This is a genomic window from Marinobacter sp. (genome assembly GCF_052091845.1).
Taxonomy (GTDB): domain Bacteria; phylum Pseudomonadota; class Gammaproteobacteria; order Pseudomonadales; family Oleiphilaceae; genus Marinobacter.
In genome coordinates, this window is record NZ_JBQDCO010000024.1 from 25661 (window position 1) to 51997 (window position 26337).

A 26337-nucleotide genomic window follows, 5' to 3' on the forward strand; every position below is an offset into this window, starting at 1 on the left:
TGAGCGGCTGGATGTTCACGAGGAACATTCAGCCGCCGACAATGCCCGGCTCCACCTCTAACTCTACACCAAAACGTTTCTGTACCGACTGGCGAATATCCGAGGCCAGCTCAAGCACATCTTGCCCTGTCCCACATGAATGATTGATGAGCACCAGCGCTTGTCGGTTGTGAACGCCTACACGGGCATTTCGGTAGCCTTTCCACCCACTTTGATCAATCAACCAGGCGGCCGCCAGTTTTACGGTACCACTGTGGGGATAACCAACCACGTCGGGATACTCAGCCTGTAGCCCCTGAAATTTTTCACGGGTTACCACAGGATTCTTAAAAAAGCTGCCCACGTTGGGAAGGATAGCCGGGTCTGGCAACTTGCGGTGACGAACGGCCATCACAGCTTCGGCGACCGTGAGCGCAGCCAGATCTCTTGCGGCCGCATCGCCCAGGTATTCCTTGAGATCCTGATAGCCAAGCTGCAATGGCTTTTGTCGGGACAAGCGAAGCCGAATGGCGGTAATAATGTATCGACCCGGCCAGCGCTTGAACAAGCTGTTGCGGTAGGCAAAATCGCAGTCTGCATTCTCCAGACACACCACTTCGTTTGATTCGCGATCCAGAGCCGTTACCGACACCAGGGTATCGCACAATTCGACACCGTAAGCGCCAATATTCTGAACCGGCGCGGCGCCGGCAGTACCGGGAATGAGGGCCAGGTTTTCAATGCCCCGATACCCTGCCCCGGCAGCATACAAAACCGAATCATGCCAGTTTTCACCTGCCCCTAAAACGAGCGTAGCGCCGGTTTCGTCTACTTGCTCCCAACAGCGCCCAGCTATCTGCATGCGCATCACAAGGCCGCTGAACTTGCCGGCAAAAACCAGATTGCTGCCACCACCCAGCACGAGCGTACTGTGTTCGTTCAACTGTGCCCACGCCAGAGCGTCACACAAATCGTCCAGGCTGGTCACATCCACGTAAAACTGTGCCGAAGCGGATACGCGAAGAGTATTGAGCCGGGAAAGCTCCACGTTCTCTTTCAGTTTCGCCTGTAGCCAGTCTTTCTGGCTCACGCCATACGCCCCTGAATAGTGCGGATCAGGCCTTCGCCAGCTTCTTCAATCAGGTCGAGCACCTGCTCGAACCCGTCTTCGCCACCAAAGTAAGGGTCTGGCACCTCGGCTACGCCAGAGCGCCCATATTCGAGAAACAACGAGGGTTCTGTGCCGCCATTCTGATGCCAGATATCTTTGACATCTGCGAGGTTCTGACGGTCCATCACAATCACATAGTCAAAGATATCGAGATCTTTTTCAGAAAACTGGCGCGCCTGAAGCGCACTGATATCCACCCCACGTTTCCCTGCAGCTTCCTGCGACCGCGAATCCGGCCCCTTACCTATGTGCCAATTACTGGTGCCACAGGAGTCGATGTGAACCTGATCCTGCAACCCGGCCTGGTCAACCAGTTTGCGAAATACGCCCTCTGCGGTCGGCGAACGACAGATATTGCCCAGACACACAAACAGCACACTAACACGCTCACTCATGCCTCGTTTTCTCCTGTTTCAATCAATTTAGCCATCCAGGCTCTGACACGTTGTAAATCTGCTTCGGTATCAACGCCAGCCGGCGGGGTTCCCGCGGCCACTTCAACATGGATACGAGCACCGTTGTACAGGGCTCGAAGCTGCTCCAACGACTCAGCCTGTTCCGTGGGGGCCGGCGGCCAGGAAACAAACTGACTCAACACACTGGCGCGATACCCGTAAATGCCAATGTGGCGAAAATACCCGGTGCCATTTTTAAGGGCAGCCCCGGCATTGGCGGCTGTCACACCATTCTTGCTGATATCAGCCCAATGATCCCGTGCCCAGGGAATAGGGGCACGGCTGAAGTAGTGGGCCATTCCTTCCACATCAAACACAACCTTTACTACATTGGGGTTGAGGACCTGCTCTAAATCATGAAGGCGTTCGCAGAGTGTGGAAATTGCAGCCTCGGGATAGCGCTCCAGGTTGTCTGCCACCTGGTCGATCAATTCTGCCGGAATTAATGGCTCATCGCCCTGTACATTTACAACCCGGTGATCCTCATCAAGCTCAAGTTGACGTACAACCTCTTCCAGTCGGTCGGTACCGCTGACATGGTTGGGTGAAGTCATGATCACTTCCGCACCGAAAGCCCCACAGGCAGCCTGAATACGTGCATCGTCGGTAGCCACCACCACGCGGCTAGCCTGACTTTCAGAAGCACGTTCGCAAACGTGCTGGATCATCGGCTTGCCGGCAATATCCAGCAACGGTTTACCAGGCAATCGGGTGGAGGCATAGCGGGCCGGAATCACAACCGTAAAAGACATAGGGTTTCGATCCTGCAGAGAACTGGCTCAGTTCTTGTGTAGACGTTCGTCGGTGGAGAGTGTGCGGGCCTCAGTGGCCAGCATGACGGGAATACCCTCTCGAACCGGGAAAGCCATGCCATCCACAAAGCAGGTGAGCTCTGTTTTTGCCTGGTTCAGTTTCAGCTCACCCTTGCAAACGGGGCAAGCCAGCATGGCCAACAGTTTTTTATCCATAATTCAATCTCACTGACAGTTAGGAATCAGGCACCTTGGAGTTTGCCTGCAATTTTTCAACAACAGCCCGGGAAAACGCCTCTGGCAACTGCGCTTCAACATGCAACACCCAGGCATTATCTGGTGCGAAACTGCGGCATTTAACGCCATCTTTTGCGGTCATCACCAGCAGGTGGCCGGATTCAGTGCCCAGATCTTCAGGGCGAAACCTGTGATGATCAGGGAAAGGCACGGCGATTTGTTTCGCGCCCAGCGCTTTAAGTGTATCGAAAAAACGTGTGGGGTTACCTATGCCAGCTATTGAACGGATTTTCTGGCCCTCAAGGCTTTCGGGCCAGCGGGTTTCGCCGGTTTTAAGGTTTACCAGGCGGGTTGGCTGAAGCCCCATGGCGTACATATGTGGGTGCTCAATGCCGGATAACGCCTCGGCCGGCACTCTGCCCTCGTCGTCAGCTGCGGTCGCACCGTTCACAATTACAAAATCAACCGTATTTAACCTATCAACAGGCTCGCGCAGTGGCCCCACAGGAATCAATGCGCCGTTGCCTACACCACGACTGCCATCAAATACCGAGAGTTCAATATCTCTTGGCAAACGATAGTGTTGAAGCCCATCGTCGCTGATGAAAACATCCCCCAGGGCATGATCAAGTGCGTAGGTCGCGGCTCTCTGTCTGTCCGGATCAACTACCACTGGCACACCCGTTGCCTGGGACAGCATAACGGGTTCGTCACCGGCAAGGGCCGGCAGAGTATCCTCGGTCACTAACAGTGGGTAGTCCGACGCGTGACCACCATAGCCTCGACTAAGCACTACCGGGCGCCAGCCCGCTGACTGCAGGGTTTTCACAAGCGCAGCCGTTAGCGGGGATTTACCGGTGCCGCCCGCGGTGATGTTACCCACCACCAACACAGGTACTGATAGCTTTTGTGTGTGCGCTTTTACCGCTTTACGTCGCCGCGATTCCGCAATTGCCCGGTATAGCCAGGACAGCGGAGTTAACAAAAACAACGGCCGGCCTTTACCGTACCAGAGGCGATCTACCAGGGATGTCATGAGTGCTCACTGAACTGCATTTGGTGCAACTGGGCATACGCGCCATTATTGGCGAGAAGCTCATCGTGACGCCCGGATTCAATAATACGGCCATCGTCCATAACCAGAATTGTGTCGGCATTTTCGATTGTAGAAAGCCTGTGGGCAATCACCAGAGTGGTTCTGCCTTGAATGACAGCATCAAGGGCTTCCTGGATATGCCGCTCAGACTCCGTATCCAGCGCAGAGGTTGCTTCATCAAGTATCAATATGGGCGCATCTTTGAGCAATGCTCTGGCAATGGCTAATCGCTGCCGTTGCCCACCTGAAAGCATCACGCCGTTGTCACCGATCATGGTGTCCAGCCCCTCAGGCATGCGATCAATAAACTCCAGCGCGTGAGCTTTGGCCGCCGCTTCCCGTATTTCATCCCGGCTGCATTCCCGAAGCGCACCATAGGCTATATTGGCTGCAATGGTGTCGTTAAACAGCACAACGTTTTGAGTCACCAGTGCTATTTGCGCCCGCAGCGCTTTCAGGGAAAAATCCTTAAGCGAATGACCATCTATCCGGATATCGCCGCCGGTAAACTCATAAAACCTGGGCAACAAACTCACCATGGTTGATTTGCCGCTGCCAGAACGCCCCACCAACGCCACACTTTGGCCTGCAGAAACATCTACAGAGATACTCTTCAACACGTCATCAAGTTGATCCCGATAGCGAAATGTTACCCGATCAAACTCAATATTGCCCTCTACACGCTCGGGGGCAAAAGAGCCGGGGTCCTGTTCCGGGGCTTCGTCAATGGTTTCAAACACGTCGTATGCCGCAGCCACGCCCTTCTGGATTTTGGCGTGAACAGATGTCACCTGCCGGATGGGTTTAGCCATGGTGGTGGCTGCTGTAATAAACGCAACCAGTTGTCCGGTGGTCATCTCGCCCCGTATCTCCGGGGCCAGCATGGTCCACACAAGTGCCGCAATGGCAACGGCCACCAGAGTCTGAATCACCGGAACACTGATGGCTTGTGTGGAGGCCATTTTGAGACTTTGCTTTAAGTTTCTATCGTTAACTCTTTGAAAACGGGCTTTTTCATATTCTTCACCGCCAAACGTTCGTACCACCCGATAGCCAATAATAGACTCAGAAGCAACGTGGGTTATATCGCCCATAGAACCCTGGATACGCTGGCTTATTTTGCGAAAACGTTTGCTCGCATAGCTCACGACTGCACCAATCAACGGCCCGACGGCGAGAAAAATCAGGGTCAGCTTCCAGTTGGTGTACAGCATAAACCCGAGCAGGCCGACAATCGTGAGGCCCTCCCTGAGAGTAATGGTGACCGCATTGGTAGTGGCTTCCGCCACCTGCTCTACGTTGAAGGTCAGTTTGGAAACCAGCCTTCCGGAAGCGTTGTCATCAAAGTAGCGGGACGGGAGTGACATCAAACGATCAAACACATCCGTACGGAGCGAGTTGATCACCTGCCGACCCACGTAGCTGATAAAATACTGGCTTAAAAATGTTCCGGCACCACGGAAAGTGAACATACCTACAATCAAGCCTGTTAGAAGAACCCGGTTTTGTTGGGTGGGGTTCTCAATAGCGGCGATAACATACTCCATCGCCGCGGCCATACCCGTGGAAGCAGCCGCATAAATAATATTACCCAGAACCGCGAGAGAGAAAGCAAGCCAAAAGGGTTTTACGTAAGCCAGCAAGCGCTTGTACGTTGCCCAGCTCTCACCGGGCTGAACCTGCTTGGATTTTATAGGCGGTGCTGCATGGCTCACTGGTTTTCGGCCTCACGCTCTGTAGTAATACTCAGACCCGAAAAACCCAGCCGACCCGCAACGTCCATGGCTCTGACCACATACTCATGGGGGGTACGGGCATCTGCCGTAATCACGAACGGCAAGGTGTGATCGCCTTCAGCCAGTTCGCTCACACCTCGTTCGAGGGTTTCGCGGCGGTTGTTTACCAGCGCTTTATCATTAAGGATGTACTGTCCTTGTGCGTTGATCACAACATCTATTTGCTTTACTTCAGACGCTGACGCTGGCTCACCACTTGCCTCAGGCAACTCCACCTGCAAATGACTTTCCCGGGTAAAGGTCGTAGAGACCATAAAGAAAATCAACAGCAAGAAAACCACATCGATTAGCGGTGTCAGGTCTACACCGACTTCCTGGCTTCTCTGGCGTGTAAACTTCACGGCGGTCAGGCCCCTTCCACGTCGATTTCGCGGTCACCGTGTACAACTTCAACCAACTTGATGGCCTCTTGTTCCATGCCAACCACCAACTCATCTACCCGACGGATAAAATACCTGTGACAAATCAGCGCTGGAATAGCCACACTCAGGCCAGCGGCGGTGGTGATCAATGCCTCGGATATGCCACCGGCAAGGTTGCCCGCGTCGCCTACACCCGCAAGCTGGATTTCAGCAAACACTTTAATCATGCCGATCACTGTGCCTAAAAGGCCCAGCAGTGGTGTGATTGTGGCCACCGTGCCCAGGGGGTTCAGGAAGCGCTCAAGCTCATGGATAGCCTGGCTGGCCTCGTGCTCAATGCTCTCTTTCATAATCTCACGGCCATGCTTGGCATTCATAAGGCCGCCGGCAAGCACACGCCCCATTGGCGATGAGTTTTGTAAAGCTTTCAGCTTGCGGGCATTAAGCTCTTTTTTCTTGATCCAGCGCCAAAGCTCATTCAAGGTTTGTGGTGGCGACACGCGGGACGCGCGAAGGGTCCAAAAACGCTCCAGAATAATCGCAAGCGCCAGAATGGAACAGGCAACAATTGGCACCATGAGAATGCCACCGGCTTTCAACAACTCGAACACGCTTGATCTCCCTGATTGTTTGCAAGCGGCGCTACTTTAGCATAGCTGCAGGTCGAGGCCACACCCGCAATGTCACGGTATTTCGCACTGCCCCCTGGCCAGGCCCGCGCCGCTGACCCAGAAGGGTGCACTATGGCGTGCCTCGTTTATTTCCAGGGTATCGTCCACTACCTTCATGGTCAGGCTGCCGGAACAGGCCGTGCTCAGAGCTTTAGCGCCAGCGTCGCGATACCGGCCCGTTACCATTTTGTGGGGGTGACCATATCTGTGCAGATACCCGGCAGTATAGATAACCCACTGCGGGCCCAGCCCGTCTACCCAAGCTTCAGAGGAGGACGTTTGACTGCCATGGTGCGGTGCAACAACCACTCGCTCACGGGGCATATTGTTCGGCACTGCGTCGCCAAGTGCCTGCAGGTAGAGAGTTTCAACGCGGGCGCTTATGTCACCCGGGAAAACCCACTCCACCCCAACCCCCGGCTGCCAAACGGTTAGCACACAAGATGCATCGTTTCCTTCAAAATCTCCGGTGGCTTGCCAAAGGGATAACGACAACTCATCCGCCAGCACTCCCTCCCCGGCACAGCTTTGTATATTCACCTTGAGGCCCGGCTGCAGCTTGTCGCGAATGGCATCAGGTTCACCCGTGATAATCCGGCCAATATCCAACTCGTTTACAAGCAGACCTAACCCGCCGGAGTGGTCATTGTCCGCGTGGCTGACGACCAGCGTATCGATACGACGAATGCCCAATGCCCGCAGATTTGGAAGCAGTACTGACTCCGCAGAGGAAAATACGCCTTTCACCTCCGGCCCTGTGTCGTAGAGCCAAACCTCGTCTCCCGCACGAATCATGGCTGAAAGTCCCTGGCCAACATCCCACACCCTGATCTCGGGCACGCTGATTCGGGGGTTAGTGACACCTCGCGGCAAAATCGTAACAACGGCCCAGATCAGCAAAACCGAACTCCCTGTCAGACGAAACCCACGAAATGGAACCGTCGCAATCAGCAGAACCAACAGAGCAAGCAAAGCAAGCTCTGCGGGCTCTCCGCTCAGGTCTGGCCAGGTGATACCGGCAACCCACTCAAGAGCACTCCACATGCACCCAAGCACCGTATCAAGTAACGGGACGACCAAGCCGGACAACCCCGGCAGTAAAGCCACCAACAGTCCGCCAATAATGATCGCCGGCATCACAACCAAAGAAACCCAGGGAATGGCAACAACATTGGCAAGCAGGCCGGCAACCGGCTGCCCCTGACCCACGACCTCAAGAATCGGCCAAAGACCGGCAAATACGACACCTTGAGCAACACACAGGCTCGCCAGCCAACCGGCTCTCCCCAGGCGGCCCGCAAACACAAAAATCAGCACAGAAACCGCACCAAATGACAGCCAGAACCCCTGATCCAGCGGCGCAAAGGGATCAAGCATGAGCACCGTCCCCAGAGCCAATACAAGTGAATGCCACACCGGAACCTGCCGAGCCTTAAGGAGCACCCAACTGCCCACCGCCACCATAATCAGGGCTCTTTGAGTGGGTATGGAAAACCCGGCCGCCAGTGCATAAATCAGGCAGCACACAAGCACCACAAAAAACACGACCAAACGAACAGAGTGCTCACCCAGCCAATATGACGGCACCATTAACAACAGGCGGCGGGCCACGCCTCCTGCTGCCAAAGCCACCAAACCCAGATGGAGGCCCGAAATAGCCACCAGATGAATGGTTCCCGTTGCTTTCAGAACGTCCCAATGCTCAGAGGAGAGATGCCCACGATTGCCAATCAGCAGTGAAGCAATCAGGGGGTGATGGCGAGCACCGGAAAACTGCTCGTCTACCCAATATGCCAGCCTGGCATGAATACGATGGTATTGGCAGACCACGCCACAAAATACAGAGGCATCCACGGTGGCGCTGCGAACGCTGCCTGTTGCGCGATAGCCCTTCCTGAACAGCCAGTCCTCGTAACGAAACCCTTCAGAATTCAATGTGCCGTGAGGCCGCTTGAGCACAACCTCAAGCCGCAAGCGATGGTCCGGGAGAGCCCCGCCGGGCTGATTATACCAAGCCAGGCGGAGCTTGCCCGGCAGGGAACGTCTGACCTTCGGGGTAAGGGAATGTACCTGCCAGCGGGTGACACAAAAGCTGAAGCGTATGCTGCTGAAACTGCCAGTCACCGGAAGGTCGCAAACGTATCCGGAAACCTGAACCCCGGTACCCTCAAGTTCTTCCGGAAGCCGCTGCTCCAGACGTTCCTGGGCCCACAGGCCTACCCAGATCATACCGAAGGCAAAGCCAATCGCCAGAGCACAAAAAGGGGCAGGAACTAGTCGGCGTACCGGCAAAAACCACAAAAAAGCTGGAAGACCGGCCAGGGCTAACCACACTGAAGCTGGCAACACTGGCAGCCTATAAAGTAAGATGGCGCCGCAGCAAAATGCAAAAATGCCCAGCACCGAGCAGGGCAAGATAGAGAACGCAAACGGGCCGAGCCAACCAGAGCGGCTCGGGCCATTGAGAGAGCTTCCGGACAATCCTTGTCCTCCCGGTGATTTTATCCGCCGGCGACATCCTTGACGCCGGAGTTTTAGCCTACTTTAAGACAGAGCTTCCTAATGCCAAAGAAGTTCATGAAACGCTATCTGCCATCACCCGAGAAGGTGCAAGCGATGCAATCGCTGAGGTTTCTTGGCGATATCGTAAATGAACCGAACCTATGGCACATCAACCGCCACAGTGTTGCCAGGGCATTCCTCATTGGCGTGTTTTTTTGCTGTATCCCCATGCCTTTTCAGATGGTTGCCGCCGCGCTCTTTGCTATCTGGTTTAACGCCAACTTGCCGCTATCAGTGGTGCTGGTCTGGATCAGCAACCCGGTAACCATGCCGCCCATGTTTTACTTCAACTACAAGGTAGGTGCCTGGATACTGAATCGGCCGGTTTTAGACTTCGACTTTCAGCTTTCGATACCCTGGATCAGCGAGCGCCTGCTGGACATAGGTATCCCACTTTATCTTGGCTCGCTGATCGTCGCCACTCTCTGCGCCTGCCTGGCCTACTTGATTATTCAGTTCTTATGGCGCCGGAAAATTCGAACCGAATGGCAAACCCGTCGCCAGGCCCGGAGGGAGCATAGGGGCTCCCGGGATCAGGCTTCCTGAACCAGCCGGCCTTGCTCTAATCGCAACACCCGACCAAGGCTTCGCGCCATTTTCATATCATGGGTCACCATTACAAACGCAATTCCCAGCTGATCCCGCAAAGACTCGATAAGCGCTCTGACACCCTCACCCGTATGTTCGTCCAGGTTGCCTGTGGGCTCATCCATCAACACACAATCAGGTTCATTAACCAGCGCCCGGGCAATGGCAACACGCTGGCGCTCACCACCTGAGAGCTCGCCAGGCTTATGGCTCAAGCGCTCACCAAGCCCAACTCGCTGCAAAATCACCTGGGCCCGCTCCCGGGCTTTGGGAATCGACACACCCCCAAGGGCGCACGGCATCATGACATTCTCCAGCGCCGTAAATTCTGGCAACAAATGGTGGAACTGATACACAAAACCCAGATGCCGATTGCGAAACCGCGCACGGCCCGCTTCAGACAAACGGTGGATATCCTTGCCGCAAATAGAAATCTGCCCCGTGGATGGCTTATCCAGCCCGCCCAGAAGGTTCAGCAACGTTGTTTTACCGGCGCCACTGCTACCTACAATAGCTACGGTTTCGCCAAGGGTAACTTCCAGCGAGATATCGGAGAAGATCGTCAGCTTTTCCGGGCCCTGAGTATAGGTTCGGGTGACCTGACGACAGTCAATAACCAGGGGCACGTCCTTCATGGCACCATTTTCCTTATTCATACCTGAGAGCCTCCGCAGGATCCACTCGTGACGCTCTCCACGCCGGGTAAATGGTGGCCAGCAAACTCATAGCAAGGCCCGCGCCGCTGATAACGGCTACATCCTGCCATTGCAGTTGAGAAGGTAGGTAGCTGATAAAATATACATCGGCACTTAAAAACTTATGCCCAAGCGCAGCTTCCAGCCACGAAATGAACGCACTGATATTAAGCGCCCCCACAACGCCAAGGGTTGTGCCAACCAGGGTTCCGAACACCCCGATCACTGCCCCCTGAACAATGAAAATTCTCATAATGCGCCCCGGCGTTGCACCCATGGTGCGCAGGATAGCAATGTCCGCCGTTTTATCCGTTACCACCATCACCAGTGTGGACACAATGTTGAAAGCAGCAACGGCTACAATAAACATCAACAACAGTCCGATCATGGTTTTTTCCATGCGAATTGCCTGGAACAAATTGCCATGGGTACGGGTCCAGTCAGAAATATAATACCGCCCGGGTAACCCGCTTGCGGCTTCTTCCGCAACCTTCGGGGCGGCAAACAAGTCATCGACAAGCAACCTTACGCCCTCAGCCTTACCACCGGTGCGCATGAGCCTGGATGCATCATCCATGTGAATAAGCGTGTAATTGCCATCCAACTCGGCACCGACGCTGAAAATACCTTTTACGGTAAAGCGCTTGAGACGTGGTAACACACCGGCCGGGGTTACGGAGGCTTCAGGTAGCACTACGGTTACCTTGTCGCCCAACTGGAGCCGCAAACTGGAGGCCATGGTGCGGCCAACGATGATACCAAACTCGCCAGAAACCAAATCATCCAGCTTGCCTTCGATCATATGATTTTCAATGATCGAAACAGAACGCTCTTCCTCAGGCAGGATGCCGTTGAGCATCACCCCACGCACATCGCCGCCACCGGTAACCATGCCTTGCCCTTGAATAAAGGGAGCCGCAGCCAACACTCTGGGGTGTTTTTGCACTTGCGCGTCCACCGCTTGCCAGTCATCCAGCGGCCCACTGCCTTGAATGATGGCGTGGGGCACCATGCCCAGGATTCTCTGTTTTAGCTCACGGTCGAAACCGTTCATCACAGACAGCACGATAATCAACACGGCCACGCCCAGCATCAGCCCGATCATGGAGGTGAGAGAAATAAACGAAATAAAATGGTTGCGCCTTTTGGCTGCGGTATACCGCAAGCCGATAGAAAACGATAAGGGTCTGAACATGGAGAGGTGCCTGTCGCTACCTTCAAGTCGGTCGTGGTCTGGAACTCCCGCCAGCCTTTCAGCACTGGCGGAAACTGCTAAACTTTAACTAATGGAACTACTAACACTTTTGGCTGAAATCCTTATTTTCGGAGCCCCGGATGCACACCCGAAACACACCACCCGAGTCAGCAGATTGTCTACCAGAACGTCGGGAGTTTTTCCGCATCGAAGACAGGATTGCCCTGGATATCCGTAAGCTGTCGCATTCAGGCGAACTCGACAAAAACCCGTTCAGTGACAACCACCTGGAAGCCCTTAAAGCTGAATTCAGGCGCCTGGATCAAGACATCAAATCCCAGCTCGCCAGTCTTGCAGATCAGGACCGCCTGGTTACAGGCGTGATAAAGTCATTGAACGGCAAGCTGGACTCACTTGCGCGCATTATGGCCTTTCAACAAAATCCCTTGCAACCGGACGATTGGCAAGACGTGACCCTGAGTGAAGGCGGGCTGGCCTTTTTCGCCAGCCCGCAAGCATGGCAGAATGGCGATAAGCTTGCTGTTCGCATGACCCTGTCACCCGAACTTTTCCAGCCCCGGGCGATTGCCCAAGTACTGGATATACAGGCTGACGAAACAGGCAGAGTAAGGGTTCATACCGGTTTTATCCGGATACAGGATGGCGATCGCCAGCAAATCGCCCGACATGTGATGCGATGGCAAATACGCCAGCGACAAACCGGGTAGACTGTCAAAAACCTGTGACTTTTGCCTATAATTCCCGGATATTACGTTTTATCCATATCTTCGGTATGCCTGCCGGAGTCCCCTGTATTAATGGAGATCCACCGATGACAACAAAACACGCCTTGGCTGGAACACTGGCAGCAGCAATGCTTCTTACTCTGGCCCCGGCTTCTGGCGCGTTTGCCGAAGATATTCAGGTGCCTGTAGGCAGTCAGGCCGATAGAAGCCAGCAGAGCATGCCCAGAACCGGCATGACACAAGAGTCGGTGCGGGCCAACTGGGGAAAGCCGAACACCATAGATTCTGCCGTTGGCCAGCCCCCTATCAGTCAGTGGCATTATGGTAAGTTTGTCGTTTATTTCGAAAGCGATCGGGTTCTCCATTCAGTTCTGAAGCACCAGCGTTGAAACCCGTAAGCCACGCCCTTTTTCGCCCGGGGCCCCCGGGCATACCCTGACGAAACGCCGCCCTTCGGTTAGTATGGCGGCTTTTGTAATTTTAAGGTGATTGCAAAGTGATATCCGGATTCCAGCTGCCAGCCGAATGGGCACCTCAAAGTGCCGTTATACTCACCTGGCCACACCCAGGTACCGACTGGGCAGGCAATATTGACGAGGTCGAGCCTGTATTTCTTGAAATCGCTCGCTCGATTCTTCGGTTTGAACATCTGATTATCAGCTGTGAACACGTCATTCGGTTGCAAGATCTTGAGCGTGAGCTGAATAACTGGGCTATCCACCAGGGGCTAACCGGCAAGGTGCTTGCCGTGCCCGCACCGGCCAACGACACCTGGGCCCGCGACCATGGCCCGATTACCGTATTCAACGATAACAAACCCACCTTGCTGGATTTTCGCTTTAACGCCTGGGGCGAGAAATTTCCGTGGGAAAAAGACGACGCACTCAACCGCCACCTCGCCAACCACGGGGCTTTTGGCATCAACCCAATGCAGTCGGTAGACTTTGTGCTGGAAGGCGGCTCCATTGAATCCGACGGCGAAGGCACCTTGCTGGCTACCAGCGAATGCCTTTTAACGCCAACACGCAATGCGTCCATGGATCGCGGCGATATAGAACAGTTTCTTTCTGAAACTCTGGGCACAGACCGCATACTCTGGCTTAACCACGGCTATTTGAGAGGGGATGATACCGATAGCCATATAGATACGCTGGCCCGATTCTGCGCGCCGAACCATATCTGCTACGTGGCCTGCCCGGATGTGGCAGACGAACACTACAGCGCCCTGGCAGCTATGGAAGAGGACCTTCAGGAATTCCGCCAACGGGATGGCTCGCCCTACAAACTAACTGCACTGCCGTGGCCAGATGCGGTATTCAGTGAAGAGGGCGAACGGCTTCCCGCCACCTACGCCAACTTTCTGATTATCAACGGCGCAGTTCTTTTGCCGGTTTATGACGTGCCACAGGATGAAGAAGCCATTCGAACTCTCGGGGACATTTTCCCCACCAGGGAAATCATCCCCATCAACTGCCGTCCGCTGGTAGAGCAGCATGGCAGCCTTCACTGCGTTACCATGCAGGTTCCGGAAGGAGTCGTGACGTTATGAGCAACTTCTCAGGTAACTCAAAAGCTCTGGACCAACTCGTGGTCACCGCTATTCAGCAAGCTTGCAGCAAGGATAAGGCGGCAAACCTGGCAACCACGGAAATGCTGGTTCGCGAAGCGTCTGCAGGCGGGGCTCAACTGATTATCCTGCAGGAACTGCATGCCACCCAATACTTTTGCCAAACTGAAGACACCAGCGCCTTCGATCTGGCCGAGCCCATCCCTGGCCCCACCAGCGAACGACTGTCCAATCTGGCCAGAGAGTTGGACATAGTTATCGTTGGCTCCATTTTTGAGCGACGCATGAACGGCGTCTATCACAACACCGCCGTGGTGATCGAAAGCGACGGTTCCATTGCCGGTCTGTACCGAAAGATGCACATTCCAGACGACCCGGGTTTCTATGAAAAGTTCTATTTCACCCCGGGCGATGCACAGTTTAATGACGGCAGGCATGGCTTTTCCCCCATCGAGACTTCGGTGGGCAGGCTGGGCGTTCTTGTCTGCTGGGATCAGTGGTACCCGGAGGCGGCTCGCTTAATGGCGCTGGCCGGTGCCGAAATACTGATATACCCCACCGCGATTGGTTGGGACACGACCGACGAACCGAGTGAACAGGCGCGCCAACTCGACGCCTGGGTAACCGTTCAACGTGGCCATGCCATAGCAAACAATCTGCCAGTGGTCGCACCCAACCGGGTGGGCACCGAGCCAGACCCTTCGGGACAGAGCCAAGGTATCCAGTTTTGGGGTAACAGTTTTATTTGTGGCCCCCAGGGTGAATTCCTGGCCCGCGCAGACGACACCGCCGAGTGCATCCTCAGTGTTACAGTGGATCGCCACCAAAGCGAATCGGTTCGACGCATCTGGCCGTACTTCAGAGACCGGCGGATAGACGCCTATGGCGATATTCTCAAAAGAGTGAGGGACTAAACCCGGTATGAAAGCGCTGGTGGACACTGTTGTTACCGAACTCAATCAAATCCTCCTTGGCAAAGAGCACCAGGTTCGCCTGGCCCTTTGCGGGTTGCTCGCCAAGGGCCATTTGCTGATTGAAGATATTCCGGGCATGGGCAAAACCACCCTGTCCCACGCGCTGGCCAAAGCCATGGGCCTTAGCTACCAACGTATTCAGTTTACCAACGACTTGCTGCCCGCAGATGTACTGGGCTATTCCATGTACGACAGGCAGGCAGGCAGCCTGGTCTTTCACCAGGGGCCTATCTTCGCCCAGGTTGTACTGGCGGATGAAATCAACCGGGCGTCACCACGAACCCAAAGCGCACTGCTTGAAGCCATGGAAGAACGCCAGGTATCCATAGAAGGCGAAACCCGCCCGCTACCCTACCCGTTCTTCGTAATCGCGACGCAAAACCCGACAGAACAGGGCGGCACCTACCCCTTGCCAGAATCCCAGCTTGACCGGTTTTTGATGCGCATACGGCTTGGCTACCCTGATCCCAGAGCCGAACGGGAGCTGCTGGAAGGCGAAGAGCGGCGGGCAATGACAGACAGGCTGAACACGCTGATCACAGAAGCCGATCTGGCCAGGCTGCAAGATGAAGTAAGCCGCGTAACCGCAAGCCCGGCCTTGCTGGATTACATTCAGCGCCTGCTTGAACAAAGCCGCCGCATGCCCGGCTTACTATATGGCTTATCACCGAGAGCCGGGCTTGGGTTGTTGCGCGCCACCAAGGCCTGGGCCCTCATGCACGGCCGCCAACACGCCCTGCCCGACGACATTCAAGCCGTGTTCCCGGCAATTGCCGAACACCGGCTGGAACAAGGCGAATCCGGAAAAAGCGCAGAGCGGGTGCGACAGCTGCTAACCACTGTTTCCGTGCTGGCGTAATAGCAACGCTTTATCAGTTGAATTGGCCAAAACAAATGGAAGGCCGACCTATTCGTGGTAGCCTTTCCATCTTCCTCGCATTGCCGGCTTTGAAAAAGCCCAACACGTACCGTTTTAATGAGAGACACCCATGAGCGAAAGCAAACATTCCCGGCTAATCATCCTAGGCTCTGGCCCCGCCGGGTACACAGCTGCCGTTTACGCAGCCAGGGCAAACCTGAACCCGACACTTATAACCGGCATTGAAGTCGGCGGCCAGCTCACAACCACCACCGACGTAGACAACTGGCCCGGAGACAACGACGGCGTACAGGGCCCGGAACTTATGCAGCGCATGCTCAGACACGCCGAGCGTTTTGAAACCAGCATCGTTTACGACACTATCAACGAAGCTGACCTGCAAAACCGCCCTTTTCGCCTCAAAGGCGACGGCGGTGAATACACCTGTGATTCATTAATCATCGCCACCGGCGCAACCGCCATGTACCTGGGCCTTGAATCCGAAGAGAAATTCAAAGGCCAGGGCGTGTCTGCCTGCGCCACCTGCGATGGCTTTTTCTACAAAAAGCAGAAAGTCGCCGTGATCGGGGGCGGCAACACCGCCGTTGAAGAGGCCCTGTACCTCTCCAACATCGCAGACGAAGTGACCCTGGTTCACCGCCGTGACAGCCTGCGCGCAGAGAAAATCCTGCAGGACAAACTCTTCGAAAAGGCCGAAAACGGCAACATCAAAATTGTCTGGGACCACACCCTGGATGAAGTGCTGGGCGACGGCACCGGCGTAACCGGCATGCGCATCAAAAGCACGAAAGACGGAGCCACGCAGGATCTTGACCTGGCCGGTGTTTTCATCGCCATCGGCCACAAACCCAATACCGACCTGTTCGAAGGCGAGCTGAACATGGAAAACGGCTACATTCAGATCCAGTCCGGTTTGCAAGGCATGGCCACACAAGCCAGCGTGCCAGGCGTATTCGCCGCCGGCGACGTAGCCGACCACGTTTACCGTCAGGCTGTGACCTCCGCAGGTTTCGGTTGCATGGCTGCGCTTGATGCGGAAAAATTTCTGGATCAACAGCACTAAACCAGATTGCGCTACACCAAACAGGATAACTCCTTCGCCGATAAGGCAGGTAAGGGCCGGTTTTCTGAAACTGTGCGTAGCCATGGATGGCGAAGCCAAGCGTACACGGACGTATCCACAGCGTGTTTCAGAAAACCGGCCCTTACCTGCCGACACCTCCAAGTAACAGAGAATGACCTCACTACCCTGGCTAGACCCTGACCAACTGTGGTTCCCCCCAGCCGAAGAAGCCCTCGATGACCCCGACGGCCTCCTCGCACTGGGCGGCGATCTATCCACAGAACGCCTGATCCTCGCCTACCGCAACGGCATATTCCCCTGGTACAGCGACGACCAGCCCATACTCTGGTGGTCCCCGGACCCCAGATGCGTATTAATGCCGGAAAACATCCACATATCCCGCAGCCTGCGCAAAACCCTCAACCAGCGACGCTTTCGGGTAACCACCGACCAGGCCTTCGGTCGCATCATCCGGCTATGTGCTTCCACCCGTAGCGAAGGCACCTGGATAACCGACGATATCATCGCCAGTTACTCCGAACTGCATCGCCAGGGAGTGGCCCACTCCATCGAAGTGTGGAACAAACATGGCGAACTGGCGGGTGGTATGTATGGGCTGGCAATTGGCCAGTGCTTCTTCGGTGAATCCATGTTCTCCCTGGAAACCAACGCCTCCAAAGTACTGATGGTTCACCTTGCTCGACAGCTACAGGAGTGGGGCTACCGAATCATGGACTGCCAGGTAAAAAGCGACCATCTGATCAGCATGGGGGCACACACCCTACCCAGAAGCGAGTTTTTATCTATAATTGGGACATACGCAGACCGAAAACCCAGCCAGCCCGACTGGACACTCCACTGGCAATGGCACGGGCCGGAGGCATAAATGAGTAGTCTCAGAACCCTGGTATTCTTCGCAACACCTGCCCACGACTGCAGCTACCTTCCGGATCGCGAGGCAACAACCATGTTTGTTGACCCCCGCGCGAATATCGACAAAAAACTGTACAGCCAACTGACAACGCTGGGCTTTCGGCGCAGCGGTTCCCATTACTACCGCCCCCATTGCGAGGCGTGCAATGCCTGTATACCGGTCAGATTGAACGTAGACCGTTTTCGCCCGGACCGCAGCCAGCGCAGGGTTGTGAAAAAGAACAGCGATCTTGATTGCACATTGGTACCCGCAGCATTCAGGGAAAGCTACTACCAGCTTTATGCAAATTACGTGGAACTGAGGCACAAGGATGGTGACATGTACCCACCCTCGCGGGAGCAGTTCACCTCATTTCTCGTAGAAGGCGCTACAGACTCTTTGTTTCTGGAAATGCGCAAAGACGGAGTGCTGGTTGCGCTGGCCGCCGTAGACTCTCTCGACGATGGGCTCTCGGCCATTTACACCGTATTTGACCCGGATTTGGAGCACAGAAGCCTGGGCACCTTTGCTGTGCTCTGGCAAATTGAAGAAGCCCGCAAGCGCGGCTTGCCCCATTTATATCTGGGCTACTGGATAAAGCAATGCCGCAAGATGAATTACAAAACCCGCTTCAAGCCTATCGAAGCACTTCAAGACGGTTTATGGCAAACAATGGAAAGCAATTAAATGCTTTTTTCCTGCTTGCCTGCTAACTCACTTTGCCAAACGCCGACAAATCAGGCAAAATTGCGCAATTTAAAATGACGGAAAGTATTCCAAAAGAGGTTTCTACTGAATGGCGAAGACAGATGCTATTGAAATGGAAGGCGTTATTCTTGACACCCTTCCCAACACCATGTTTCGAGTTGAGCTGAGTAACGGCCACGTTGTCACGGCTCACATCTCCGGCAAGATGCGCAAAAACTACATTCGCATACTGACCGGCGACAAGGTTAAGGTTGAGTTGACGCCTTACGATCTGAGCAAAGGGCGGATTGTGTACCGCGCCCGCTAAGGCTCACCGCATACCCACAAAAAAACCGCTGCATCACTGTAGCGGTTTTTTTGTGGGCGGCATTCCCTGCGCGCCCAAGCCCACGAGCCGTTTTAAACGGCTTCTGCAGGTTCATCCTCATAATCAAATACCAACTCATCGTCCTTAAGATGAATAAACACATCGCCACCCTTCTCGGATAACTGGCCGAACAGAATCTGCTCCGCAAGCGGACGCTTGATTTTGTCCTGAATCAGACGTGCCATCGGGCGAGCGCCCATGGTTACATCGTAACCCTTTTCTGCCAGCCAGGACTTAACCGCATCATCCACATGCAACACCACATGCTTCTCATCCAGTTGCGCCTGCAACTCGGTAAGGAACTTGTCCACGACAAACGTGATGGTATCCATTTGCAGATCGCCAAACTGGATAATGCTATCCAACCGGTTTCGGAATTCAGGCGTAAAGGTCTTACTGATGATTTCCATACCATCAGAGCTATGATCCTGCTCGCTGAAGCCAATGGAGCGGCGAGCCATGCTCTCGGCACCCGCGTTGGTTGTCATCACCAGAATCACATGCCGGAAATCGGCCTTGCGACCGTTGTTATCCGTTAGCGTGCCGTGATCCATCACCTGAAGCAGCAAATTGAACACTTCCGGGTGCGCCTTCTCGATTTCGTCCAATAGCAGCACACAGTGCGGCTGTTTATTGACCGACTCGGTGAGCAGGCCGCCCTGATCGTATCCTACATAGCCAGGCGGTGCGCCAATCAGACGGGAGACGGTATGGCGCTCCATGTACTCAGACATATCGAACCGAACCAGTTCAACCCCGAGCGCCTTCGCCAACTGCTTGGTCACCTCTGTTTTACCCACGCCCGTAGGTCCGGAAAACAGGAAGGAGCCCTCTGGTTTTTCAGGTGCCTTCAGGCCAGCGCGAGCCAGCTTGATCGCCGTGGACAGCGATTCAATTGCGGGATCCTGCCCGAACACCACCATCTTGAGATCACGCTCAAGATTGCGCAGCAGATCCTTGTCGCTGCTGGACACGTTCTTGGGTGGAATGCGGGCGATCTTGGACACCACATCCTCGATTTCAGAAACGTCTACCGTATCCAGGCGTTTGTCTTCCGGCATCAAACGCTGCCGCGCTCCGGCTTCATCAATGACGTCAATGGCCTTGTCCGGAAGCTGGCGATCTGTAATGTACCTTTCTGCCAGTTCCGCTGCCACGCGCAGCGCCTGATCGGTATATGTCAGATCATGATGCTTCTCAAAATTGGGCTTAAGCCCTTTAAGGATTTGATAGGTATCCTCAACACTGGGCTCGTTCACATCAATTTTCTGGAAGCGACGGGCCAGCGCGCTGTCCTTCTCAAAGATACCCCGGAATTCCTGATAAGTGGTTGACCCAATGCAACGGAGTTCGCCGGAACCCAGCATTGGCTTAAGCAGGTTTGAAGCATCCATTACCCCACCAGATGCGGATCCCGCACCGACAATGGTGTGAATCTCATCAATGAACAAAATGGCATGCTGCTCTTTTTTCAGATCAGCAAGCAGCGCTTTCAGGCGCTTTTCGAAGTCGCCACGATATTTTGTTCCGGCAAGAAGCGCTCCCAGATCAAGGGAGTACACCACGCCGTCGGCAATAATGTTCGGTACCTGGCCGTCCACAATGCGCTTGGCCAGCCCTTCCGCAATGGCAGTTTTACCAACACCGGCCTCACCTACCAACAAAGGGTTGTTCTTGCGGCGGCGCGCCAGAATCTGCACCACGCGCTCAACCTCGTGCTCGCGGCCAATCAATGGGTCAATCCGACCCTGACGGGCCTGCTCATTCAGATTGGTTGCGTAAGCTTCCAGTGGTTTGGACTGTCCGCCTTCTTCACCACCCTCCTCTTGCGATGCCTGTTCGCCGCTCTCCTGATCCTCAGAGCCCTGAACACGGGAAATCCCGTGAGATACAAAGTTAACGACATCGATACGTGCAACGCTCTGTTTTTTGAGCACATACACGGCCTGGCTTTCCTGTTCACTGAAAATAGCCACCAGCACATTGGCACCGGTCACCTCTTTCTTCCCGGAGGACTGAACATGGAACACAGCGCGCTGCAACACTCGCTGGAAGCCAAGGGTTGGTTGGGTTTCACGCTCTTCATCACTACTGGAAATCAGTGGCGTTGTAGAGTCAACAAACTCGACCAACTCATCATGGAGTTGTTTGAGATCTGCCCCGCAGGCTTTGAGAACACCTACCGCAGACTCGTTTTCAAGTAGAGCCAACAGCAAATGTTCCACGGTCATGAATTCATGGCGCTTGTCGCGGGCACTTTTGAAGGCCGTATTCAGCGTAATTTCAAGGTCTTTGCTCAGCATGGGCCACCCCGCCGTCTATCAGTCTGCACATTCAATCTCGCAAAGGAGCGGATGTTCGCATTCCGAAGAATACTGGTTCACCTGTGCCGCCTTTGTTTCCGCGATGTCCCGGGTATAAACCCCGCATACCGCCTTACCCTGGGTATGGACGAGCAGCATCACCTGTGTCGCCTTTTCTTCATTCATTCCGAAAAATGTCATCAACACCTCCACAACAAAGTCCATGGGTGTGTAATCATCATTCATCAGCATTACCCGGAACTGCGACGGGCGTTTCAGGGCAGGTTTTTCGGGAGCAACACTGAGGTCGTCATGACGACCCGGTTGTTCATCCTCACCCTGACTTAATACTAGTAGAGAATTTTCGATAGTCCGCATCATTCTTTACCGGTTATCGGTGCCTCTGGTTAATGTGGTTATCAGGCCCCGGGATTTCAAGCCAGATCGCGTCCCGGGGGGTGAATTAGTTACCAATACGAACATGATACCGCTTCCAGACTGCGTTCAACCACACATTACAGCAATAGAAGCTATTGACTCGACTCCGGCTTTCGTCGACAGTTAGCCTGTAGTGTTAAATAATGTAAATACATGAGTAATCTTTGTAACCAGGGCCGATAAAAAAAACCGTAAAGATCGGCCAGCGAAATGAACAACAACAAGTGACAGCAAAAGAACAGGGGAGTTCATCATGCCAACGGGCAAGGTAAAGTGGTTTAACAACGCCAAGGGGTACGGCTTCATCATAGAGGATGGCTGCAGCGACGACCTGTTCGCCCACTTTTCATCAATCCAAATGGACGGGTACAAAACGCTGAAAGCAGGTCAGGCAGTTAACTTTGACAAAAAGCCCAGCGATAAGGGTGTGCACGCCATAAATATAGTTCCCGGTGTGCAGGCAAGCGGGCAAGCCAAAACCAAAGAGGGTGCTTCAGACAGTTCTGAAGAAGCGACCGGAGCCGCCGATGCGGACCACAGAGACTACCCTCCCCGCGCTGCAAATGGCTGAGACGCCTTAGGCGATTAGCACACTATTTGAACCACCCTGCCGGATTGATCAATCCGGCAGGCAACAGTCAGTGCATGCCGTGTGTTCAGCACACCGTCTGCTACGCACTTCCAAACCTGCCTGATTGTACGTACCCTGCCTGCCAAACCAACTCCCACTGATTGCGGGCCGTTTTCATGGCTGAACTCATCCTTTTTAACAAACCGTTTCATGTGCTCAGCCAGTTTACAGATGAAACCGCGGCCCAGGAGCAGCCCTCTCGCTCAACCCTGGCCAACTGGATTGACCTGCCACACATCTACCCTGCCGGGCGGCTGGATTACGATTCCGAAGGCCTTTTGCTGCTAACCAGTGACGGGCAGTTGCAACACCGCATTGCCTCACCCGCCCTGAAAATGACAAAAACCTACTGGGTTCAGGTGGAAGGTACCGTGTCTGCAAGCGCCATAGCAGCGCTTGCCGCTGGTGTGTCCCTCAAAGACGGCCCCACCCGGCCCGCAAAAGCTCGTAAAATAAACGAGCCCGAGCTATGGCCCAGGGTTCCGCCTGTGCGCCGCAGAGAAACAGTGCCAACCAGCTGGCTGGAACTGACTATAAGCGAAGGAAGAAACAGACAGGTTCGTCGTATGACGGCTGCCGTTGGGTTTCCAACGCTTAGGCTGATCCGCTATCGTATTGGCGACTGGTCGCTGGGCGGGCTTGCACCGGGACAATACCGGAAAATCTCCATCCATCTGCCCGCAGCGCCCAACCCCGGAAAGCGATCAACGCACCCCAAGAGGGCGTACATGCCACGGAGAAGTAAAAAATCATGACCTGGACACCTCATGCCACGGTAGCAGTGGTGGTTGAAGATGAGCATGGCCGATTTCTGATGGTGGAAGAACACAGCAGCGGCAGAATCGTATTCAATCAGCCTGCCGGGCACATTGAAGAAAACGAAGCCATTCTGGATGCTGCAAAGCGCGAAGCCCTGGAAGAAACCGGCTGGGACATAGAGCCAGAACACTTTCTGGGACTATACACCTACAAGGCACCCGCAAATGGCGTAACCTACTATCGCTTCTGCTTCATAGGAAAGGCCCGGCAGCATATAACCCACAAGCTCGACACCGGCATAATCGCAGCCCACTGGCTGACGCTGGCAGAGATCCGACAGCTGGGCAATCAATTGCGAAGCCCGCTGGTTGTCAAAAGCATAGAAGATTACCGAAATGGCCGGTGTTATCCGCTGGACGTGATCTCAGACCCGCAGACGTAACTATCGCAAAATGGTAACCTCCTGTGTTTTGCACCGGTGCACAGAGCTGTCATGACAAATCCATTATCCGAAGCGCACTCTCAGGAAAACTCTCACGTTATCGTTGGCATGTCTGGCGGTGTCGACTCTTCCGTCGCGGCCTGGTTGCTGAAAGATCAGGGTTATCAGGTTGAAGGCCTGTTCATGAAAAACTGGGATGAAGACGACGGCACCGAGTACTGCACCGCAATGACCGACCTGGCAGATGCCCAGGCCGTTGCGGATGCCATAGGCATCAAGCTTCACACTGCGAGCTTCGCGGCCGAATACTGGGATCGCGTTTTCGAGCATTTCCTTTCAGAATACCAGGCGGGGCGCACTCCCAACCCGGATATTCTGTGCAACAAAGAAGTGAAATTTCGAGCCTTTCTCGATTATGCCGTCACACTAGGCGCCGATTATATTGCCACCGGGCACTACACCCGCCAGCGCCCGCTAGCAGGCGGGTCGGGCAGAGCCCAGCTATTAAAAGGCCTGGATGGCAACAAGGATCAGAGCTACTTCCTGCACGCGGTGTCTGGCGACCGGATTGCCCGCACCCTGTTCCCGGTGGGCGAGCTGGAAAAGCCCGACGTCCGAAAAATTGCGGAGCAACAAGGCTTCGTGACCCACGACAAGAAAGACTCCACTGGCATCTGCTTCATTGGCGAACGCAAATTCAGCGACTTCCTGAAACAGTATCTGCCCGCCCAGCCAGGCGATATCGAAACACCTGATGGCCAAAAAATTGGCAAGCACCAGGGGCTGATGTATCACACCATTGGCCAACGCCAGGGTTTGGGCATTGGTGGGCTCAGCGACTTTGGGGATGATCCCTGGTACGTAGCCGAAAAGGATTTAAACCGTAATGTGCTCACCGCCGTTCAGGGCAAGCATCACCCGCTGTTGTTTTCCCGTGGGCTGTTATCCGGGCCGGTTGATTGGGTGTCGGCAGAAGCGCCTGGGCAAACTTTCCGCTGTAAAGCGAAAACCCGCTACCGCCAACCGGATCAGGATTGCAAAGTAACCCTGATTGAGGGCGGCGTGAAAGTTGTATTTGATGACGCCCAACGAGCGGTAACACCTGGACAGTCTGTGGTTTTTTACGATGGCGATATTTGCCTCGGTGGCGGCGTGATTACGGAAACCTGGCGTGATGGCGAAACCCTTCCGGATCGACTCGCCCAAGCCGCACACGAGGAGACACCGTAATGAGCCGGTCACTCCACGACCAGACACTGGCGCTGGCTGGCGTGTTCCAGGCTGCCAACCTGGTACAGCAAATCGCCAACAACGGAAGCTGCAACGAATCCAGCCTGGAAACCTGCCTGCGCTCGCTGTTCGCCACAGACCCGGCTAGCACATTGGATGTTTACGGTGGCGAGCTTATGGATGTTCGGGAAGGGTTGATCACGCTCTCAACTGTATTGAGCGAACAAAGCAAGCAGCAGGACATTGAAGTGCTTCGCTACGTGCTGAACCTGGCCCACCTGGAATCCAAGCTCAACCGCCAAAGCGACATGCTGGAGGTGGTTGGCAGTCGAATCGAACAGGCCCGGCATACCGCCAGCCATTTCGGCTATGTTCACAGCAACCTGATTAGCAATCTGGCCTCCATTTACACAGACACCATCAGCACCTTTCGTTTGCGCATTCAGGTGAGTGGTAACCCGACACTACTCCAGCAGGACGAGAATGCCGCAAAAGTGCGAGCGCTCCTGCTGGCGGGCATTCGCTCGGCGGTGCTCTGGCGACAAACCGGCGGCAGGCGCTGGCATTTAGTGCTTTCGCGCCGCAAGGTGATTCAACACGCCAAAGAACTCGCGGAGAAAGCCAACCGTCCACTTTAATTCCCAGCTATTGCAACTGATACACCGCCCTTGCTGGTGTATCATTGTCTATCTTTTTTCTGGCCCGATTCTTTGATCATTTGAGAGGTTTTCGATGGAACTTAACGCCCTGACCGCCATTTCGCCGGTGGATGGACGCTACGGCAACAAAGTCAGCGTTTTCCGTGACATTTTCAGTGAGTATGGCCTGATCAGGAACCGCGTAACAGTGGAAATCCGTTGGCTGCAACAGTTGGCACAGCACCCCGGGATCACCGAAGTTCCAGCTTTCAGTGCAGAGGCCAATACCTTTCTCGGCCAAATGATCAGCGAATTCAGCTTGCAGGATGCGGAGCGCATTAAAGACATTGAGCGCACCACAAACCATGACGTAAAAGCTGTTGAATATTTCATCAAAGAAAAAATTGCCGGCGTGCCTGAGCTTCACGCGGTTACCGAATTTGTTCACTTTGCCTGCACGTCTGAAGACATAAACAATCTATCCCACGCACTGATGCTTCGTGAAGGCCTGGATAGCGGCCTGTTGCCCGCAATGAAGCGGACTGCCGATAAGCTGGGAGAACTTGCACAGGAACACGCTGGCCAGCCCATGCTGTCCCGCACCCACGGCCAGACTGCGTCCCCCACTACCGTTGGCAAAGAGTTCGCGAACGTAGTGTACCGGTTGCAGCGACAAATCAAGCAGGTTCGCAGCGTTGAGATCCTGGGCAAGATCAACGGCGCCGTAGGCAACTACAACGCTCACATTTCTGCCTACCCCTCCATAGACTGGGCTGCCAACGCAAAAAGCTTTATTGAAAATCTGGGCCTCGACTTCAACCCTTATACCACACAGATTGAACCCCACGATTACATCGCTGAGCTTTACGATGCCGTTGCCCGCTTCAATACGATTGTAATCGATCTTGATCGGGATATCTGGGGCTATATCTCCCTGGGATACTTCAAGCAAAAGACCATTGAAGGTGAAGTGGGCTCCTCCACCATGCCCCACAAGGTTAACCCCATCGATTTTGAAAACTCCGAAGGCAACCTGGGCATTGCCAACGCAGTGCTGGGACATCTTTCTGCCAAGCTGCCGATTTCACGCTGGCAGCGCGACCTGACCGACTCCACGGT

At 54.5% G+C, this 26337-nt stretch carries 29 protein-coding genes; 16 read left to right on the plus strand and 13 right to left on the minus strand.

Going from position 1 to position 26337, the window contains the following annotated elements; translation table 11 throughout:
• Positions 1-28: 28 nt before the first annotated feature.
• From murB to ACTHYN_RS09505, 9 genes are all read right to left on the minus strand, one after another.
• The gene (gene murB, locus ACTHYN_RS09465) at positions 29-1069 is read right to left on the minus strand and encodes a UDP-N-acetylmuramate dehydrogenase (protein ID WP_441812201.1); all 1041 of its coding nucleotides are present in this window, start codon (positions 1067-1069) and stop codon (positions 29-31) included.
• A complete protein-coding gene (locus tag ACTHYN_RS09470; protein WP_441812202.1) occupies positions 1066-1545 on the minus strand; it encodes a low molecular weight protein-tyrosine-phosphatase in 480 nt (159 codons plus the stop codon). The genes murB and ACTHYN_RS09470 overlap by 4 nt, the downstream gene beginning before the upstream one ends.
• On the minus strand, positions 1542-2357 hold the full coding sequence (gene kdsB / locus ACTHYN_RS09475; RefSeq protein ID WP_441812203.1) for a 3-deoxy-manno-octulosonate cytidylyltransferase: 816 nt from the start codon (positions 2355-2357) through the stop codon (positions 1542-1544). The genes ACTHYN_RS09470 and kdsB overlap by 4 nt, the downstream gene beginning before the upstream one ends.
• A 27-nt stretch (positions 2358-2384) precedes the next feature.
• The gene (locus ACTHYN_RS09480) at positions 2385-2573 is read right to left on the minus strand and encodes a Trm112 family protein (protein WP_441812204.1); all 189 of its coding nucleotides are present in this window, start codon (positions 2571-2573) and stop codon (positions 2385-2387) included.
• A gap of 19 nt (positions 2574-2592) precedes the next feature.
• On the minus strand, positions 2593-3630 hold the full coding sequence (gene lpxK / locus ACTHYN_RS09485; protein WP_441812205.1) for a tetraacyldisaccharide 4'-kinase: 1038 nt from the start codon (positions 3628-3630) through the stop codon (positions 2593-2595).
• The gene (msbA, locus tag ACTHYN_RS09490; protein WP_441812206.1) at positions 3627-5405 is read right to left on the minus strand and encodes a lipid A export permease/ATP-binding protein MsbA; all 1779 of its coding nucleotides are present in this window, start codon (positions 5403-5405) and stop codon (positions 3627-3629) included. Before msbA ends, lpxK begins: the two co-directional genes overlap by 4 nt.
• Positions 5402-5827 carry an ExbD/TolR family protein gene (locus tag ACTHYN_RS09495; RefSeq protein WP_441812207.1) on the minus strand — a complete coding sequence of 142 codons (426 nt, stop codon included), beginning with the start codon at positions 5825-5827 and terminating at the stop codon, positions 5402-5404. Before ACTHYN_RS09495 ends, msbA begins: the two co-directional genes overlap by 4 nt.
• A gap of 5 nt (positions 5828-5832) precedes the next feature.
• On the minus strand, positions 5833-6459 hold the full coding sequence (locus ACTHYN_RS09500; RefSeq protein ID WP_441812208.1) for a MotA/TolQ/ExbB proton channel family protein: 627 nt from the start codon (positions 6457-6459) through the stop codon (positions 5833-5835).
• 72 nt (positions 6460-6531) lie between these two features.
• Entirely contained in the window at positions 6532-8922 is a 2391-nt protein-coding gene (locus ACTHYN_RS09505; protein ID WP_441812228.1) for a DNA internalization-related competence protein ComEC/Rec2, read from the minus strand.
• A gap of 159 nt (positions 8923-9081) precedes the next feature.
• Here ACTHYN_RS09505 and ACTHYN_RS09510 point away from each other — a divergent pair, with 159 nt between their 5' ends.
• Positions 9082-9627 carry a DUF2062 domain-containing protein gene (locus ACTHYN_RS09510; RefSeq protein ID WP_441812209.1) on the plus strand — a complete coding sequence of 182 codons (546 nt, stop codon included), beginning with the start codon at positions 9082-9084 and terminating at the stop codon, positions 9625-9627.
• On the opposite strand, the gene ACTHYN_RS09515 is transcribed toward ACTHYN_RS09510, so the two are convergent.
• Complete coding sequence (locus tag ACTHYN_RS09515) at positions 9615-10304, minus strand: ABC transporter ATP-binding protein (RefSeq protein ID WP_441812229.1); 690 nt, start codon at positions 10302-10304, stop codon at positions 9615-9617. The genes ACTHYN_RS09510 and ACTHYN_RS09515 overlap by 13 nt on opposite strands.
• Positions 10305-10317: 13 nt before the next feature.
• Positions 10318-11559: a lipoprotein-releasing ABC transporter permease subunit gene (locus tag ACTHYN_RS09520; RefSeq protein ID WP_441812210.1), complete on the minus strand. Its 1242-nt coding sequence runs from the start codon at positions 11557-11559 to the stop codon at positions 10318-10320.
• 140 nt (positions 11560-11699) lie between these two features.
• On the opposite strand from ACTHYN_RS09520, the gene ACTHYN_RS09525 reads away from it, so the two are divergent.
• The 9 genes from ACTHYN_RS09525 (at position 11700) to infA (ending at position 18717) form a co-directional block, all read left to right on the plus strand.
• Positions 11700-12287 (plus strand): PilZ domain-containing protein, encoded by a 588-nt coding sequence (locus ACTHYN_RS09525; RefSeq protein WP_441812211.1) that lies wholly within the window; start codon positions 11700-11702, stop codon positions 12285-12287.
• A gap of 104 nt (positions 12288-12391) precedes the next feature.
• Positions 12392-12694 (plus strand): hypothetical protein, encoded by a 303-nt coding sequence (locus ACTHYN_RS09530; RefSeq protein ID WP_441812212.1) that lies wholly within the window; start codon positions 12392-12394, stop codon positions 12692-12694.
• A gap of 107 nt (positions 12695-12801) precedes the next feature.
• On the plus strand, positions 12802-13854 hold the full coding sequence (locus ACTHYN_RS09535) for an agmatine deiminase family protein (protein WP_441812213.1): 1053 nt from the start codon (positions 12802-12804) through the stop codon (positions 13852-13854).
• The gene (locus ACTHYN_RS09540; protein WP_441812214.1) at positions 13851-14786 is read left to right on the plus strand and encodes a carbon-nitrogen hydrolase; all 936 of its coding nucleotides are present in this window, start codon (positions 13851-13853) and stop codon (positions 14784-14786) included. The genes ACTHYN_RS09535 and ACTHYN_RS09540 overlap by 4 nt, the downstream gene beginning before the upstream one ends.
• 7 nt (positions 14787-14793) lie before the next feature.
• Positions 14794-15705, plus strand: coding sequence for an AAA family ATPase (locus tag ACTHYN_RS09545; RefSeq protein WP_441812215.1), 912 nt, complete (start codon positions 14794-14796; stop codon positions 15703-15705).
• Positions 15706-15835: 130 nt separating this feature from the next.
• Positions 15836-16789 (plus strand): thioredoxin-disulfide reductase, encoded by a 954-nt coding sequence (gene trxB / locus ACTHYN_RS09550; RefSeq protein WP_441812216.1) that lies wholly within the window; start codon positions 15836-15838, stop codon positions 16787-16789.
• A 172-nt stretch (positions 16790-16961) separates the two neighbouring features.
• Positions 16962-17675, plus strand: a complete 714-nt coding sequence (gene aat / locus ACTHYN_RS09555; RefSeq protein WP_441812217.1) for a leucyl/phenylalanyl-tRNA--protein transferase — start codon at positions 16962-16964, stop codon at positions 17673-17675.
• The gene (locus ACTHYN_RS09560) at positions 17676-18389 is read left to right on the plus strand and encodes an arginyltransferase (protein WP_441812218.1); all 714 of its coding nucleotides are present in this window, start codon (positions 17676-17678) and stop codon (positions 18387-18389) included.
• Between the two features lie 109 nt (positions 18390-18498).
• Positions 18499-18717, plus strand: coding sequence for a translation initiation factor IF-1 (gene infA, locus ACTHYN_RS09565; RefSeq protein ID WP_071263575.1), 219 nt, complete (start codon positions 18499-18501; stop codon positions 18715-18717).
• A gap of 92 nt (positions 18718-18809) precedes the next feature.
• On the opposite strand, the gene clpA is transcribed toward infA, so the two are convergent.
• Both clpA and clpS read right to left on the minus strand, forming a co-directional pair.
• The gene (gene clpA, locus ACTHYN_RS09570) at positions 18810-21080 is read right to left on the minus strand and encodes an ATP-dependent Clp protease ATP-binding subunit ClpA (protein ID WP_441812219.1); all 2271 of its coding nucleotides are present in this window, start codon (positions 21078-21080) and stop codon (positions 18810-18812) included.
• A gap of 18 nt (positions 21081-21098) precedes the next feature.
• Positions 21099-21458, minus strand: a complete 360-nt coding sequence (gene clpS, locus ACTHYN_RS09575) for an ATP-dependent Clp protease adapter ClpS (protein ID WP_441812230.1) — start codon at positions 21456-21458, stop codon at positions 21099-21101.
• A gap of 313 nt (positions 21459-21771) precedes the next feature.
• Here clpS and cspD point away from each other — a divergent pair, with 313 nt between their 5' ends.
• From cspD to purB, 6 genes are all read left to right on the plus strand, one after another.
• The gene (gene cspD / locus ACTHYN_RS09580; protein WP_441812220.1) at positions 21772-22089 is read left to right on the plus strand and encodes a cold shock domain-containing protein CspD; all 318 of its coding nucleotides are present in this window, start codon (positions 21772-21774) and stop codon (positions 22087-22089) included.
• Positions 22090-22265: 176 nt separating this feature from the next.
• Positions 22266-22904, plus strand: coding sequence for a pseudouridine synthase (locus tag ACTHYN_RS09585; protein ID WP_441812221.1), 639 nt, complete (start codon positions 22266-22268; stop codon positions 22902-22904).
• Positions 22901-23350, plus strand: coding sequence for an NUDIX hydrolase (locus tag ACTHYN_RS09590; protein WP_441812222.1), 450 nt, complete (start codon positions 22901-22903; stop codon positions 23348-23350). The genes ACTHYN_RS09585 and ACTHYN_RS09590 overlap by 4 nt, the downstream gene beginning before the upstream one ends.
• 51 nt (positions 23351-23401) lie before the next feature.
• Positions 23402-24580, plus strand: coding sequence for a tRNA 2-thiouridine(34) synthase MnmA (gene mnmA, locus ACTHYN_RS09595; protein ID WP_441812223.1), 1179 nt, complete (start codon positions 23402-23404; stop codon positions 24578-24580).
• Positions 24580-25218, plus strand: coding sequence for a high frequency lysogenization protein HflD (hflD, locus tag ACTHYN_RS09600; protein ID WP_441812224.1), 639 nt, complete (start codon positions 24580-24582; stop codon positions 25216-25218). Before mnmA ends, hflD begins: the two co-directional genes overlap by 1 nt.
• Before the next feature lie 94 nt (positions 25219-25312).
• The coding region (gene purB / locus ACTHYN_RS09605; protein WP_441812225.1) for an adenylosuccinate lyase at positions 25313-26337 on the plus strand (1025 nt) is incomplete at its 3' end.